Below are 13,750 nucleotides of genomic sequence, written 5' to 3'. Positions count from 1 at the left end.
ACCCGGTGCGGCGGATGCACCCGACAGGCCCCGGGCACCGCAGGGAACGCTTCCTCACACCGGTGGGCATCGCCCGAATGCCGGGGATGCGGGCACCCGCCGACAGGGCAGTCAGTCCTGCATGAGCGATCACCACGAGGGACCCGACGCAGCCCACCGCCGTCCGCCCGGCATGACCGACGCCACCGTCCGGGCGTTGGGCGCCCTGTCCAAGGCACTGGAGACGACCGAGCGCGCGCGAGGGCACCTGTACGCCTTCCACCAGCTGACGGGCGGGGCCGACTTCGAGCTGGACCGCGCGGCCGACCTCATGCACGAGGCCGGTCACCCTCGATGGGCGGAACGGATCCGTCACGAGATCACGGGCCGCAATGTCATTCCGGGGCACTGGACCTTCCAGATCATCGAGGCCTACGACAACACCTACTACGAGCCGTTCAAGGCCACGGAGAGGGAAGCGCGCCGGGAACTGGCCGACGGCAGGGACCACCTGTACGAGGCCGAGCTCAAGGAGAAGCGCCGCACCGGCGGGCACCCCGATCACTCAGCCCGGCCCGACGTCACACCGCGGGGGTGACAGGTCCTCTCCGGGGTGTCGGCCGACCGGCCCCGTGCCTGCCGGAGGGCCACGCCGCCGGATGGCCCATCTCACCGGTTCGGGACCTTTGTGCACATAACCTGCGCGGTATGAACAAATGCCATATCGCATACCTGGCGTGCGCGGCGGCACTGCTCGGAACGGGCCTCGGAGCCGCTCCGTCGACCGCCGGCCACACGGTCCACCTGGTGAGGCCCGGGGAGTCGGTCCAGAAGGCGGTGGACAGCGCCCGGCCGGGCGACACCGTTCTGCTGGCGCACGGCACCCACCACGGAAGCGTCGACGTGACCACGCCCGGCCTCACCCTGCGCGGCATGGGCCGCGGCACGGTGCTCGTACCGGAGGCGGGCGCGAGCACCGCCGCCGTTCCCACCGGCGGAGCGGGCGCCGGGAGAGCGGCCGACAGCTGTGCCGCGGCCGGTAACGGCATCTGTGTCACGGGCACGAAGGACCGCGGCGTCGACGGCGTCACCATCGCGTCCCTGACGGTGACCGGCTTCGCCAAGACGGGCATCCACGCCAATGAGGCCGACAGGCTGACGGTGCGGAACGTCACCGCGGTCCGGAACGGGGTGTGGGGCATCGCCACGGAGCGCTCGGCCCGTGGCGTGTTCCGCGGCAACACCGCCCGGGACAACGGCGACGCGGGCCTCTTCCTCGCCAACACGGTGAAGGAGGAGGAAGGCGCCACGGACACCGGGGGAACGGTGGTGGCGCACAACCGGCTGGAGGGCAACCGCATCGGCGTCACCATCCGCCGGCTGCGCAACCTGACCGTCGCGGGCAACCACCTCACGGGCAACTGCGCGGCGGTCTTCGTGGTCGGCGACGAGAACAAGCCGAAGGCCGGACTCGTGACCGTGCGCGAGAACCGCATCGAGCGCAACAACAAGTCCTGCCCGAAGACCGCCCGGCTGGACGCCCTGCAGGGATCCGGCATCGTCCTCACGGGCACCGAGGACAACCTGATCACCCAGAACGTGATCAGGGACAACGTCGGCACGTCCCCGCTCTCGGGCGGCATCGTCGTGTTCAAGAGTTTCGTCGGCACGACCAGCGAGCGGAACCGGATCAGCGACAACCTGCTGCAGGGCAACTCCCCGGCGGACCTGGTCAACACGGACCCCGGCGTGGGCAACACGTTCCAGGGCAACTCCTGTCTGTCGTCCCGGCCCGCCGGTCTGTGCTGACGGTCCACCGCCGGGCTCCGGAATCCGGGAGTTCCGCGACCGTCCGGTGATCCTCCTGCTCGACCCGAGCACCCCCCGTGCTTGACCCAAGTAGAAAGGCGGCACATGACGACCACTCAGCCAGCTCCTCCGCCGTCCATGCGGCTGCGGGAACTCGCGTTCGGGGCGGCATGTGCCGCCGCCCTGCGCGCGGCCGCCCGGCTGGGCGTCGCCGACGCGCTCGGTGATCAGCCCCTGGCCGTGGAGGACATCGCGGCCGCGGTGAAGACCGAACCCGGCCCGCTGCGACGGCTCCTGCGGGCCCTGTCCTGCTATGGCGTGTTCGCCGAACGCCCGGACGGGACGTTCGCGCACACCGACGTCTCCCGACTGCTGCGCGAGGACGACCCCAACAGCCTGCGCGCCATCGCGCTGTGGTGCACCGAGCCGTGGACCTGGGACGCCTGGCCGAAACTGGACGAGGCGGTGCGCACCGGCCGCAACGTGGTGGAGGAACTCTACGGCAAGGAGTTCTTCCCCTACCTCAACGAGGACGCCCCGGAGTCGGCCGACGTCTTCAACCGCGCCATGACGACGTCCAGCGTGCAGTCGGCGCAGGACGTCGCCGCGTTCCTCGACCTCTCGGGATGCACCTCGGTCGCCGACATCGGCGGCGGCCAGGGGCACGTGGTGGCGAGCCTGCTGGACAAGTACCCCGGCCTGCACGGCACGCTGCTCGACCTTCCCCGGGTGGTGGAGAACGCCGTCCCGCGACTGCGCACGGGCGGCGACCTCGCGGACCGCGCGCAGGTCGTGCCCGGCGACGTCCGGACCGCCGTCCCGGTGAAGGCCGACGTCTACGTCATCAAGAACATCCTGGAGTGGGACGACGAGAGCACCACCCGCACGCTGCGCAACGTCCGCGCGGCCGGCGGTCCCGGGACACGGGTGGTGGTCATCGAGAACCTCGTCGACGACTCACCCTCCATGCGGTTCAGCACCGCGATGGACCTGCTGCTGCTCCTCAACGTCGGCGGGGCGAAGCACACGCGCCAGAGCATGGTGGACCGGCTCACCGAGGCCGGCCTGGTCATCGACGACATCAGCCCGGTCAACCCCTATCTGCACGCGTTCGACTGCCACATCCCCGGCTGATCCGACCGCGACCCGCGGGACCCGGTGATCCCGGACCCCCGGTGCAGACAGACCGACGGCCGCCGGGTCCGCGACGCTGCGGACCCGGCGGCCGTCGAGTGCCGGCCGCGGTCAGCCGGCCGGCTCGCGCTCCCAGAGGTAGAAGCGCTGCGCCATGGCGTCCTTCGGGGAGCGCCAGGTGTCGGGGTCGTACGCGCTGACGTACGCGGACAGGCGCTCGCTGACGTCCCGGAACTCGGGATGCCCGGTGATCTTGGCGATGGCGGGTCCGGGCTCGCGCTCGGACTCGATCAGGTGCATGTACACATCGCCGAACTGGAAGAGGCTGCGCCGGGTCACACCGACGAGGTGCGGCAGCTCCCCGCGGTCGGACTCCTCGAACACCTTGGCGATGTCGGGCGCCGATCCCGGGGCCATCCGGGCGACGATCAGGGCTTGGTGCATGGGGCTGTTCTCCGTCCGGCTCAGTCGGTCAGACCGGCACTCGCACCGCGCTCGGCGGCGATCTTCTCGATGCGGTCGCGGATCAGACCCATCTGCACCTTCGAGTTCCGGTTGATGTTGTCCGTCATCCACGCGTCGTCGACGGGTGCCTCCGGCTTCATCGCGAAGTCCTGCGTCCAGACCATCCGCGTGCCGGCGGGCACCTCCTCGTACCGCCAGTGGATGTTCATGTGGTCGAACGGACCCGTCTCGACGCGGCGGGCCCTGACGGTGAGCGTTTCACGGTCCGGCTCGCGCTCGGAGACCCAGCTCCACACGGTGCCGTTCTCGTCCGGGTGCATCGTCAGCCGGAAGGTCGTCTTGTGGCCTTCCCGGGAGATGATCTCGACGGAGGCGTACTCGCTGAACAGCTGCGGCCAGTTCTCCAGGTCGTTGGTCACCTCCCAGACCAGGTCCACGGGTGCCGCGATGGTGATCTCGTTCTGCGTGTGTCCGGCCATGTCACGCTCCTGCCAGGAGGGCACCGTTGACGAGGTCGAGGAACTGCCGGGGTGTCTTGGAGCGTTCGGCGTCGGTCGGCATCGGCGTGCCGTACCGGTTCTCCAGTTCGCCCACGATGCCCAGCAGGCCCAGCGAGTCGACGCCGAGCTGCTCGAAGGCCGTCTCGTCGCGGCGGAGTTCCTCCGGAGTGACGGTGACCCCGGTGCACTTCTTCATGAGTTCGGCGAGTTCTTCCACCGTGATGCGGTCAGTCATGCGAGTTACCTTCCTTGCCTGTTCCACGGCGCCTCAGGACGAGGCGTCGGTGGCGCCGTGCCGCAGCACCAGCGCCGAGTTCGACCCCATGAGCCCACGGCTCAGCACCAGGGCCGTGCGTACCTCGGTGGTACGGGCCCGGCCGGTCACGAGGTCGAGGTCGTGGCAGATGTCGAAGACGTTGGGGGTGGGCGGGATCAGGCCGTGCTCCATCGAGAGCACCGCCGCCGCGACGTCCATCAGCGGCGCGGCGCAGTAACCCCGGCCGATCCCGGTCTTCGGCGCGGTGACGGGTACCCGGGCGCCATGGGCCCCGAGAGCGTCGGCGATGGCCAGGGCCTCGGCGCGGTCCGCCTGCGGTACCCCGAGGGCGTCGGCGAAGACCACGTCGATCTCCTCGGGGGCGCAGTCGGCCTCCGCCAGGGCGCCCCGGATTGCCTGGGCGAGCCCTTCCCGGGACTCCTCCCAGCGGGAGGCTCCCGTGAAGGTCGCCGCGTGTCCGGCCAGGTGGGCCCGCACGGGCGCGCCCCGTTCCCGGGCCGTGCTCTCCGTCTCCACCACGACCATGGCGCCGCCCTCGGCGGGCACGAACCCGCAGGCCGTGGAGGTGAAGGGGCGGTAGGCACGGGTCGGATCGTCGAGCGTGCTGAGTTCCTCGTAGCCGAGCTGGCAGACCACCGAGTAGGGCGCGATCGGCGCCTCCGTCGCGCCGGCCACGATCACATCGGTGCCGCGCCGTACAGCTCGTGCCGCGTGGGCGAGGGCGTCCAGGCCGCCGGCCTCGTCGGCCGCGACGACCGAGCAGGGGCCCTTGAAGCCCCGGCGGATGGAGATCTGGCCGGTGCTGGCGGCGTAGAACCAGGCGATGGACTGGTAGGGGCCGACGAAGCGGCTGCCCTTGCCCCACAGCTGCTGGAGCTCACGCTGTCCGAACTCGCCGCCGCCGGAACCGGCCGCGGTGACGACGCCCACCGAGAACGGCACTTCGTCGGTCACGGACCGGGGGAGCCGGGCGTCGTCCAGCGCGAGGTCGGCCGCGGCCATCGCGAAGTGCGTGAACCGGTCGGTCTGGACCAGGAAGCGCTCCTCGATCGCCGCCGAGGGGTCGAAGTCGCGCACCTGGCCGGCCACCCGCAGCGGCAGATCCTCACAGCCCTCCCGGGTGACGCGGTCCAGGACGCTGAGGCCCTCCCTGGTGGACTTCCAGAAGATCTCGGTGCTGGATCCGTTGGGCGCGACCACACCGATTCCCGTGACGGCCGCGCGCCGTGGACGAGGTTCGCTCATCGTGACTTCTCCCTCGGCCGGTTCATGACCACCGCGGACTGGAACCCGCCGAAGCCGCTGCCCACCGAGAGCACGCTGTCGAGCTTGCGCTCGCGGGCCACGCGGGGGACGTAGTCCAGGTCGCACTCGGGGTCGGGGGTCTCGTAGTTCGCGGTCGGCGGTACCACCTGGTGGGTCAGGGCCAGCACGCAGGCGACGAGTTCGATCGCTCCGATGGCGCCCAGGGAGTGGCCCACCATCGACTTGATGGAACTCATGGGGGTTTCGTAGGCGTGCGGTCCCAGCACCCGTTTGACCGCGGCGGTCTCGTGGCGGTCGTTCTGCTTGGTGCCCGAGCCGTGCGCGTTGACGTAGTCGACCGCCGTGGGGTCGAGCCGTGCGTGGTCGAGGGCGTCCTCGATGGCGCGGGCCATCTCCAGGCCCTCGCTGGTGAGACCGGTCATGTGGTAGGCGTTGCCGAAGGTGGCGTAGCCGCCGATCTCGCAGTACACGCGAGCGCCGCGGGCCCTGGCGTGCTCCAGCTCCTCCAGGACGAGTACGGCTCCGCCCTCGCCCATCACGAAGCCGTTGCGGTCGGCGTCGAAGGGGCGCGAGGCGTGGGCCGGGTCGTCGTTGTTCGGGGAGGTGGCCTTGATCGCGTCGAAGCAGGCCATGGTGATCGGGGAGATCGGCGAGTCGGAGGCGCCGGTGATGCAGATGTCGGCGCGACCCTCCTCCACGGTGTGGAAGGCGTACCCGACCGCGTCGAGCCCTGAGGTGCAGCCCGTGGACACGGTCTGCACCGGGCCACGCGCCCCGAACCGCTCCGCCACGGTCGAGGCGAGCGAGCCGGGCGTGAAGGCGCGGTGCAGCTCGGGGCCCGCTTCCCTGTGGTCCACGTCCCAGCGCTGCCCGCCGTGGCTGACCAGGACGTAGTCCTTCTCCAGCCGGGTGGTGCCACCGACCGCCGTGCCCAGCGAGACGCCGACCCGCCACGGGTCCTCGGCGGCGAGGTCGAGACCGGCGTCCCGTACCGCCTCGTCCCCCGCGACCAGGGCGAACTGGATGTAGCGGTCGCTGCGTTCCGTCTCCCGCTCGTCCAGGCCGTGGGCGGCGGGGTCGAAGTCGCACTCGGCGGCGATCCGCGAACGCAGACCGGTCGGGTCGAAGAAGGTGATGGCCCGGGTCGCCGTGCGTCCGGCCGTCAGGAGGTCCCAGAACGCCGGCACACCTATGCCGCCGGGGGCGACGATACCTATACCGGTGACCGCCACTCGTCTCGTCATGACCGGACCTGACGTCGTTCGGCCGCCTCCGCTCCCACCACCGCGGACTGGACGTCGGTCTCCTCGGTGTCGACGTGGCCGAGCGGCGGACTCGGGGCCAGGGGGCCGAGGTGGAAGACCAGCCGGGCCTCCACGTTGCCGACGTTGCGGAAGCGGTGGCGCATGTTGACGGGGATCAGCAGCCCCTGCTCGGGCTGGAGCGGGTGCGGCTCGCCGTCCAGGTCCACCTCGAGCTGCCCGCACACCACATACACGAACTCCTCGGAGTACGGGTGGTAGTGCTCACCGATGCGGTCACCGGGCTCGATGAGGGCCACGCCCATGAATCCACTGGTGGCGCCCACCGCGGCCGGAGTGAGCATGGCGCGCAGATCACCGCCTCGCCGGCGGTTGGGCTCGACGTCGCTCAGGCTCACGATGTTGGGACGAGATGTGATCACGGGTTCCTCCGTTGAGGTGCTGCGCCAACGTGGGAGAGGCGGCAGCGCCTCCCCCACCGGATGGCGAATCAGGCGTCGGGCGACCGACGGTCGGTGACGAGATCCATGCGCGCCAGTTCGAGGAGGCGCGCGAGGCTGCTGTCCTTCGACGCGGCCACGTCCATGTCCGCGGTGTCGTCCAGGAGCGTCGTCAGCTCGGCCACCTGTGCCGAGTCGGACAGACCGAGAATCCGGGCGGGGTCGGCCGCCTCGAGTCCGCCGTGCACGTCGATCAGCCGTACGACGACGTCGTCGCGCTGGAAGATCGTGCTGCGCAGGACCGGGCTGCGCGGGTCGTCCGCCGCCGCCTCGTCACGATGGGCCAGGAGTTCGGCGAGCTGCATCCCCCGCTCCGGCCGCGCCGGGTAGTACAGGGCGTACCGCTCGGCCTGCGGGTTCTGCCGCTCCGCCATCACGTGGTGGACGGCCGGCAGTGCGGCCCGGGTGAAGAAGACCCGGGCGGACTCGGGGTCGTTGAGGTCCCGGTCCTGCTCCAGATGGGGGTTGATGGCCTCTTCGACGGCCCGTACCTCGGGCTGCCGGGCGACGTGGCGCAGCGCGGCCAGCAGGTCGCCGCGTACCTCGACGGCCCGCACCACCCGGTTGCCGTGCATGAAGAGCGAGGTGCGGCACAGGCGCGTGGTGTCGTCGACCTTCGGCTCGGGCGAGTCGTAGTCGGCGAGGATCTTGGCGACGATCTCCTCGCTGCCCGGCTTCACGGTGAAGGTGAGCGCGTGCCGGATCACGCCGTCACCGATCCTGGGCGCCGTCTGGAGCCTGCGGTCCGCCTGGTCGATGCCCGTGGCCGGGCCGCCGGTCTCGCGCACCACGTGGAAGCGCAGCGACCGGGTGTCGCGGACGCAGCTGTGCAGCGGCTCCACCATCCGCACGTGCTCCTCGCTGTTGACCCAGGCCAGGAAGGGCGGGGCACTCTCCCACTCGCTCGTGATGAGCCACTGGGAAGGGTTCTCGATCGACTGGCACAGCTGGTCGCTGACATGCCCGGGCACGGACGCGACCTGGTTGCACAACTGTTCGTAGGCTTCGAGGAACTGGTGCTGGGCCCCGTCGTGGACGTCGACCAAGAGGACGACGCGCAGCCGGGAACCGTCGAACACGGACTGGGAGACATGGTGCGACGCCTGTCGCGCACGCGAACCTTCCACCCGTTCGGACGTGGTGGTCATCCCGCACATCTCCTTCGCGGAGGGGAAAGTGAGCGCCGGTCGCGGTCGTGCGACGTCGGCGTTCCTCGATCCTGTGGCCGCCCCCGCACATCGCGCGACTCGGACGGCGTACGCGAGTGAAGGGCGGGGGGACGGCCGGTGCGAGATGAGCCGGGGCGGTCCGGGCGATCCGCGCGGTCACGGCCCGCCGGGCCGCACTCCCCCGCACAGGTGACGAACGCGTCGACCGGCCCCCCGCCGCGGCGGGGCGGTCGACCTTCCTCCGGTCGACCGCCCCGCCGGCAGAGCAGCGATCTCAGGCGACTGCCAGCGCGGTCCTCAACACCTGGTGCAGTACCGCCTCGGCATCCGCTTCCCGCCCCTGCGACCGCCATGCGACGAACCCGTCGGGCCGGACGAGTACGGCGCCCCCGGGGCCCGTGCCGTGGCGCTCGGCCCAGTCGGCGTCGTCCTCCGCTACGAGGTCGGCGTGGGCTGCGGCGCCCACCCGGTACGACCTGAGCGGAAGGGACAGCCTGTCGGCGAGCCGGACGGCCGCCTCGTGCCACTCGTTCGGCTCAGCGGCGTCACTGAGCAGCACGAGGGACCGCTCGTACAGGTCGAGCGTCGAGAGCCGTTCGTCCCCTCGGCGCACCCACAGGTGGGGCGCCCTGCTGCCCGGTTCTCCGCTCAGGTCGAGGCGCTCCGGCACCACCGGGACCGCCGGATCGGCGCCGGCGACGGCACCCTGCGGGTAGCGGTAGCCGAGGGCCACGTTGAGGATGCCCTTCTGCGGGCCACCGCCGCCCGCTGCGGGGGGCGGGGCGAATCCGGGGTGGCTGTGCTCGGCGGACCGGGCCGCGGCGCGCGCGCTGGTGGCCTCGGCCACGGGACGGCGCTCGGCGTCGTACGTGTCCAGCAGCCCCTCCCCCGCCCAGCCGTCGACCACCGCGGCCAGCTTCCAGGCGAGGTTGTGCGCGTCCTGGATACCGGTGTTGGAACCGAAGGCCCCGGTGGGCGACATCTCGTGCGCCGAGTCACCGGCCAGGAACACACGCCCCGACCGGTAGCTGCGGGCGACGCGCTGAGCGGCGTGCCAGGGCGCCTTGCCGGTGATCTCCACGTCGAGGTCGGCGACCCCGACCGCCCGGCGGATGTGCTCGACGCATCGCTCGTCCGTGAACTCCTCCAGGGATTCCCCGTTCTCCGGGTGCCAGGGGGCGTGGAAGACCCAGTTCTCGCGGTTGTCCACCGGCAGCAGGGCGCCGTCGGCCTCCGGGTTCGTCAGGTAGCAGACGATGAAGTGCCGGTCCCCCACGACGTCGGCGAGCGCGCGGGAGCGGAACGTGAGGCTGACGTTGTGGAACAGGTCGCCGGGACCGCTCTGGGTGATGCCGAGTTGTTCGCGCACGGGGCTGCGCGGGCCGTCCGCGGCGACGAGGTAGTCCGCACGGATGGTGGTGTGCTCACCCGTCTCGCGGCTCTTGACTACGGCGGTCACACCGGTGGGGTCGCTGTCGAACGACATCAGTTCGGTGGAGAAGCGCAGGTCGCCTCCGTGCGCGCGGGCATGGTCGAGCAGCACCGGTTCGAGGTCGTTCTGGCTGCACAGGCACCAGGCGCTGGGGCTGAAGCGGGCGAGGCCGCCGCCCGGGTCGATGTCCCTGAACAACCACTCGCCGGCGTCGCCGACCAGGGTGGGCGTCTGGAGGATGCCGTGGTTGACGGCCAGGGTGGCGGCCGCGTCCTTGATCCCGTTCTCGACACCCGCCACCCGGAACAGTTCCATGGTGCGGACGTTGTTGCCGCGCCCGCGCGGGTGGATGGAGGTGCCTGCGTGGCGCTCCACCAGCACGTGGGGCACTCCGAGCCGTCCCAGGAACAACGAGGTGGACAGGCCGACCAGGGAGCCGCCCACGATGAGGACCGGGACGCTGATGGTGTGGGGGCCCGTCCGTCCGGCTCGTTCGTTCATCAATCTCGCCTCCAGCGCGTCGATGCCGCCGACCCGGCCGGATACGGCGGAGATCCTCATGCATGCCCCGGGAAGCTGACGGCGGCTCAGGCTTCACCCGCCTGCGCCGCGGCGCGGGCGGGTCCCCGTGGGCGCCGTCCTCCTGCGCCTGGCCGACGTCGACGCCACCGGGCTGGTGATCGAGGGAGCGAACCCGGCGCGGGGCGGTGCTACGGCGACGAGGACGTCTTCCTGTCGTCGCGGCTGCGGCGCGACGTCGGCCTCGCTCCGGTTGGCCTGTACCACGTGCTGGGCGCCGCCGCGGCAGCGTTCCTCCTCGTCGGTCCGGGCGGGGTTCCCGCGAGCGGCGCCGCAGCGGCCACGGGACAGATCACCGGGACCGGCGGAAAGTGCGTGGACGTCGCGGGCGCCGCCACGGTGAACGGCACCGCCGTCCAGCTCTACGACTGCAACGGCACCACCGCCCAGCAATGGACCGTGGGCGGCGACGGCACCGTCCGTGCGCTCGGCAAGTGTCTCGACGTGCGGCATCACCGCCATGACCGTCGCCGACGTCGACGGGGTGAAGATCGCGGGCGTCCTCTTCGACGCCGGCACCACCAACTCGCAGACCCTGATGGAGGTCGGCCCGGCCGGATCCACCGCGGACCACGCGGCGAACCCGACCTCCCTGCACGACGTGTACTTCCGCGTCGGCGGTGCGGCCGTCGGCAAGGCGACGACCAGCCTGGTCGTCAACAGCGACGACGTCATCGGCGACCACATGTGGATCTGGCGCGGCGACCACGGCACCGGCATCGGCTGGAACACCAACACCGGCGACACCGGAGCTCGGCGGCACCGGGACCATCCGGCACGTCATCAACGACCGCGGCGGCCCGTCGAACTCCTCGACCAACGTGGCGAACCTGGTGAGCTACCCGTGAGGCGGCTCAGGCCTGTCGGTCTGGCGGGCGGCGGTCAGCAGAGCGAAGCCCAGCGCGAAACCGAGCATGGTGACGACTCCCCGGGGCCAGAAGATGTGACTGTCCAGGAACGACCAGCAAGCGGCCAGCAGAACCGCGGCACCCGGCAACACCCTTACGCCGTGCCGGCGCCAGAGCAGCGCGCTCGTGGCGAGCACGGCCACGATCAGTCCGTACACACCGGCCCGGCCCAGCTCGTCACCGGTCGCGAACAGCCGCCCGGCCGCCCCGTGGACGCCGTGCTCGACCACCGCACCGGCCGATATCCCGGCCACGGCGTCGAGTCCGGCGTAGTACGCGGCGTAGCAGAGGGAGCCGGCACAGGCGAGCAGGGCGAGGGCGCCTTCGACGCCGCGCCACCGTGTCCCCCGCAGGGGCAGGACCAGGCCGAGCGCCAGGAAGGGGAAGACGGGCAACAGGGCGATGTGCAGCGCCACCCAGTGGCCCGCTGTCGCCGCGGTCAGATGCGCTGGATGCATCGCACCTGCCGCCGCCAGCACCAGAGGGGCGACGGTCACCAGTGCCGTGGTGCGCAGCGCGGGGAAGGATGTCATCGGGACACCGTAGGAGAGTTCCCGGTGCGCTGAGGGGACTGCCAGGAGGGCGTAAGACACCTGTAAGACGACGGGCCGGAGGTTCAGCGCGCCACGCGGTGGCGGAGGTAGACGACGCCCGAGCCGAAGGTGTGGGTCTCGACGAGTGCGAGATCCACCCGGCGCTCGTGCCGGGGGAAGAACGGAATGCCGCCGCCGACCAGTACGGGGTAGACGACGGTCCGGTACTCGTCGATCAGCCCCGCCTCGGCCGCCTGGGCGGCGAGGGTCGCGCCGCCGATCGCGATGTCACCCTCCCCGGGCTCGGACCGCAACCGCGCGATCTCCTCAGCGACATCGCCGGAAGCCAGTCGGGCGTTGCCCTGTACCGACGACAGCGTGGTGGAGAACACCACCTTCGGGAGCGGGTTCCAGAGCGCGGCCCATTCGAGCTTGGAGTCGTCGAGCGAAGGATCCTGATCGGCGGTCTCCCAGTACAGCATCGTCTCGTACAGCCGTCGTCCCAGCAGATGGACGCCGACCTCCCGGATCTCGTCGATCCAGAAGCGAAACACGTCGTCGTCCGGCCCCGTCCAGTTGAAGTCGCCGTCCGGCCCGACGATGTAGCCGTCGAGTGAGACGTTCATCGAGTAGGTCACGCTGCGCATCAGAAGTCCTCCTCGGGGGCGGGTTCCACCGTACGACCGCCGGTGCCGCAGAGCGCATCACGACTCACGGGCCCCGCACGGCGTCCAGGGGCGCCCCTGGGGAGGTCGGCAGTTCGGCCGGCCCAAGGAGCCCCCGGCAGATGGAGCGCAACCGCTCTCCCCTCCCCCGCCGGAACGACCGCACGGTCTGCTCTACCCTCATGTGCGTGGCCGATCAGTGCTGTTCGGCCTCGGAGGGACCGGCAGAGTCAGCTGCGCCGGAGGACCACCGGAGCAGGGCTCGAACACAGGCGTTGGTTCGCCTGTCAGGAGGACCGTTGCACCAGGACGAGCGGGCGGACCGGCCCGGCAGCCGCGGAGAGCACGAGATGCAGCGCGCTTTGGGCACCACGGGTCGCGCTGATCGCTTCTACGACGAACAGGTGGTGGACCGGCTCAACCCCCGGATGAGGGAGTTCGTCGCCCGCCAGGAGATGTTCTTCCTCGCCACATCGGACAGCACCGGGCAGTGCGACAGCACCTTCCGGGCCGGCCCGGCCGGTTTTCTCCACGTCCTCGATGACACGACCCTCGCCTACCCGGAGTACCGGGGCAACGGCGTCATGGCCTCGCTCGGCAACATCCGGGAGAACCCGCACGTCGGCCTGCTGATGATCGACTTCTCCGTGGATCGCATCGGGCTGCACGTCAACGGCCGGGCCCGCCTGGTCACCGACGACAGCATGCGTCGGAGCCATCCCGGACTGCCCGCCGACCCACTGCCCGGGCGCCGCCCTCAGATGTGGGTCGAAGTCGAGGTCGAAGAGGCTTACATCCACTGCTCGAAGCACATACCGAGGCTGGTCCGGGCGCCCCTGCGGCCGCGGACCGAAGCAGAGGCCACCACGGCGACCGTCGGCGAACAGGCCTGGGGCACGGACGACGTCAAACGCAAGGGCGGCGACTACTTCGAGACGGCGAACGCGAGACACAGCCAGGCCGTGCGGTGATCCGGGCCGGGGTCCGGATCACCGGTAGTGCCTGACGCGCGCCGTATGCGCATCACAGGCAGCCCGCACACGTCACTGCCATCGGATCGGGCTGCTGCCGGAGCCCGAGCGCGACCACACCGGGTACCGGAGCACCGACGCCGCCGCCGTGCGGCTGATCCGGGTCCGCACCCTGGCCGATGCCGGCGGACAGCCGCGAACGGCCCGCACGGCTCGCCGCCGGGGAACACCCGGCGCTCCCGCGGAGCGTCGTGGGCTGTCTCGACCGGCTGCGCGGTCCCGGCGTCGAGGAGACCTGATG

The 13,750-nt window shown here is 71.1% G+C and carries 14 protein-coding genes and 3 pseudogenes; 7 read left to right on the top strand and 10 right to left on the bottom strand.

The window, feature by feature from the left end:
* Positions 1 to 121 precede the first annotated feature (121 nt).
* From BJ965_RS37510 to BJ965_RS37500, 3 genes are all read left to right on the top strand, one after another.
* Positions 122 to 577 (top strand): hypothetical protein, encoded by a 456-nt coding sequence (locus tag BJ965_RS37510; RefSeq protein WP_184916093.1) that lies wholly within the window; start codon positions 122 to 124, stop codon positions 575 to 577.
* Positions 578 to 687: 110 nt separating this feature from the next.
* Positions 688 to 1,788, top strand: coding sequence for a right-handed parallel beta-helix repeat-containing protein (locus BJ965_RS37505; protein WP_184916090.1), 1,101 nt, complete (start codon positions 688 to 690; stop codon positions 1,786 to 1,788).
* Between the two features lie 105 nt (positions 1,789 to 1,893).
* Positions 1,894 to 2,922 (top strand): methyltransferase, encoded by a 1,029-nt coding sequence (locus BJ965_RS37500; protein ID WP_184916088.1) that lies wholly within the window; start codon positions 1,894 to 1,896, stop codon positions 2,920 to 2,922.
* Positions 2,923 to 3,033: 111 nt separating this feature from the next.
* Here the strand turns inward: BJ965_RS37500 and BJ965_RS37495 are convergent, their stop codons facing one another.
* The 8 genes from BJ965_RS37495 to BJ965_RS37460 form a co-directional block, all read right to left on the bottom strand.
* Positions 3,034 to 3,366: a TcmI family type II polyketide cyclase gene (locus tag BJ965_RS37495; protein ID WP_184916085.1), complete on the bottom strand. Its 333-nt coding sequence runs from the start codon at positions 3,364 to 3,366 to the stop codon at positions 3,034 to 3,036.
* A gap of 20 nt (positions 3,367 to 3,386) precedes the next feature.
* On the bottom strand, positions 3,387 to 3,866 hold the full coding sequence (locus BJ965_RS37490) for an SRPBCC family protein (protein WP_184916082.1): 480 nt from the start codon (positions 3,864 to 3,866) through the stop codon (positions 3,387 to 3,389).
* A 1-nt stretch (position 3,867) separates the two neighbouring features.
* Positions 3,868 to 4,122, bottom strand: coding sequence for an acyl carrier protein (locus BJ965_RS37485; RefSeq protein ID WP_031104670.1), 255 nt, complete (start codon positions 4,120 to 4,122; stop codon positions 3,868 to 3,870).
* A gap of 33 nt (positions 4,123 to 4,155) precedes the next feature.
* Positions 4,156 to 5,409 carry a ketosynthase chain-length factor gene (locus tag BJ965_RS37480; protein WP_184916079.1) on the bottom strand — a complete coding sequence of 418 codons (1,254 nt, stop codon included), beginning with the start codon at positions 5,407 to 5,409 and terminating at the stop codon, positions 4,156 to 4,158.
* On the bottom strand, positions 5,406 to 6,674 hold the full coding sequence (locus tag BJ965_RS37475; RefSeq protein WP_184916075.1) for a beta-ketoacyl-[acyl-carrier-protein] synthase family protein: 1,269 nt from the start codon (positions 6,672 to 6,674) through the stop codon (positions 5,406 to 5,408). Before BJ965_RS37475 ends, BJ965_RS37480 begins: the two co-directional genes overlap by 4 nt.
* Positions 6,671 to 7,114 carry a cupin domain-containing protein gene (locus BJ965_RS37470; protein ID WP_030847753.1) on the bottom strand — a complete coding sequence of 148 codons (444 nt, stop codon included), beginning with the start codon at positions 7,112 to 7,114 and terminating at the stop codon, positions 6,671 to 6,673. Before BJ965_RS37470 ends, BJ965_RS37475 begins: the two co-directional genes overlap by 4 nt.
* A 68-nt stretch (positions 7,115 to 7,182) precedes the next feature.
* A complete protein-coding gene (locus tag BJ965_RS37465; protein WP_184916072.1) occupies positions 7,183 to 8,340 on the bottom strand; it encodes a SchA/CurD-like domain-containing protein in 1,158 nt (385 codons plus the stop codon).
* Positions 8,341 to 8,635: 295 nt separating this feature from the next.
* Entirely contained in the window at positions 8,636 to 10,294 is a 1,659-nt protein-coding gene (locus BJ965_RS37460) for an FAD-dependent oxidoreductase (protein WP_184916069.1), read from the bottom strand.
* A 285-nt stretch (positions 10,295 to 10,579) separates the two neighbouring features.
* Between BJ965_RS37460 and BJ965_RS37455 the strand changes: the two are divergent.
* Positions 10,580 to 10,819: pseudogene (locus BJ965_RS37455) on the top strand (ricin-type beta-trefoil lectin domain protein); the annotation flags it as partial.
* A 1-nt stretch (position 10,820) separates the two neighbouring features.
* Positions 10,821 to 11,123 (top strand): annotated as a pseudogene (locus BJ965_RS39715) (coagulation factor 5/8 type domain-containing protein); the annotation flags it as partial.
* A gap of 87 nt (positions 11,124 to 11,210) precedes the next feature.
* On the opposite strand, the gene BJ965_RS37450 reads toward BJ965_RS39715, so the two are convergent.
* Complete coding sequence (locus tag BJ965_RS37450) at positions 11,211 to 11,813, bottom strand: hypothetical protein (protein ID WP_184916066.1); 603 nt, start codon at positions 11,811 to 11,813, stop codon at positions 11,211 to 11,213.
* An 83-nt stretch (positions 11,814 to 11,896) separates the two neighbouring features.
* On the bottom strand, positions 11,897 to 12,460 hold the full coding sequence (locus tag BJ965_RS37445) for a dihydrofolate reductase family protein (protein ID WP_184916063.1): 564 nt from the start codon (positions 12,458 to 12,460) through the stop codon (positions 11,897 to 11,899).
* Between the two features lie 317 nt (positions 12,461 to 12,777).
* On the opposite strand from BJ965_RS37445, the gene BJ965_RS37440 reads away from it, so the two are divergent.
* Positions 12,778 to 13,449: a pyridoxamine 5'-phosphate oxidase family protein gene (locus BJ965_RS37440; RefSeq protein WP_246546229.1), complete on the top strand. Its 672-nt coding sequence runs from the start codon at positions 12,778 to 12,780 to the stop codon at positions 13,447 to 13,449.
* Positions 13,450 to 13,480: 31 nt separating this feature from the next.
* Positions 13,481 to 13,742, top strand: a pseudogene (locus tag BJ965_RS40555) (MerR family transcriptional regulator); the annotation flags it as partial.
* Between the last annotated feature and the right edge of the window lie 8 nt (positions 13,743 to 13,750).

Origin of the sequence: Streptomyces luteogriseus, assembly GCF_014205055.1 — a bacterium.
Classification (GTDB): Bacteria; Actinomycetota; Actinomycetes; order Streptomycetales; family Streptomycetaceae; genus Streptomyces; species Streptomyces luteogriseus.
This window is presented reverse-complemented; position numbering and strand designations above follow the sequence as displayed.

Bases quoted from the DNA above. Each gene is read 5' to 3' on its own strand.
- BJ965_RS37485 (WP_031104670.1), bottom strand. From the start codon at position 4,122: ATGACTGACCGCATCACGGTGGAAGAACTCGCCGAACTCATGAAGAAG.
- BJ965_RS37480 (WP_184916079.1), bottom strand. From the start codon at position 5,409: ATGAGCGAACCTCGTCCACGGCGCGCGGCCGTCACGGGAATCGGTGTG.
- BJ965_RS37500 (WP_184916088.1), top strand. From the start codon at position 1,894: ATGACGACCACTCAGCCAGCTCCTCCGCCGTCCATGCGGCTGCGGGAA.
- BJ965_RS37495 (WP_184916085.1), bottom strand. From the start codon at position 3,366: ATGCACCAAGCCCTGATCGTCGCCCGGATGGCCCCGGGATCGGCGCCC.
- BJ965_RS37465 (WP_184916072.1), bottom strand. From the start codon at position 8,340: ATGACCACCACGTCCGAACGGGTGGAAGGTTCGCGTGCGCGACAGGCG.
- BJ965_RS37490 (WP_184916082.1), bottom strand. From the start codon at position 3,866: ATGGCCGGACACACGCAGAACGAGATCACCATCGCGGCACCCGTGGAC.
- BJ965_RS37450 (WP_184916066.1), bottom strand. From the start codon at position 11,813: ATGACATCCTTCCCCGCGCTGCGCACCACGGCACTGGTGACCGTCGCC.
- BJ965_RS37475 (WP_184916075.1), bottom strand. From the start codon at position 6,674: ATGACGAGACGAGTGGCGGTCACCGGTATAGGTATCGTCGCCCCCGGC.
- BJ965_RS37445 (WP_184916063.1), bottom strand. From the start codon at position 12,460: ATGCGCAGCGTGACCTACTCGATGAACGTCTCACTCGACGGCTACATC.
- BJ965_RS37505 (WP_184916090.1), top strand. From the start codon at position 688: ATGAACAAATGCCATATCGCATACCTGGCGTGCGCGGCGGCACTGCTC.
- BJ965_RS37460 (WP_184916069.1), bottom strand. From the start codon at position 10,294: ATGAACGAACGAGCCGGACGGACGGGCCCCCACACCATCAGCGTCCCG.
- BJ965_RS37510 (WP_184916093.1), top strand. From the start codon at position 122: ATGAGCGATCACCACGAGGGACCCGACGCAGCCCACCGCCGTCCGCCC.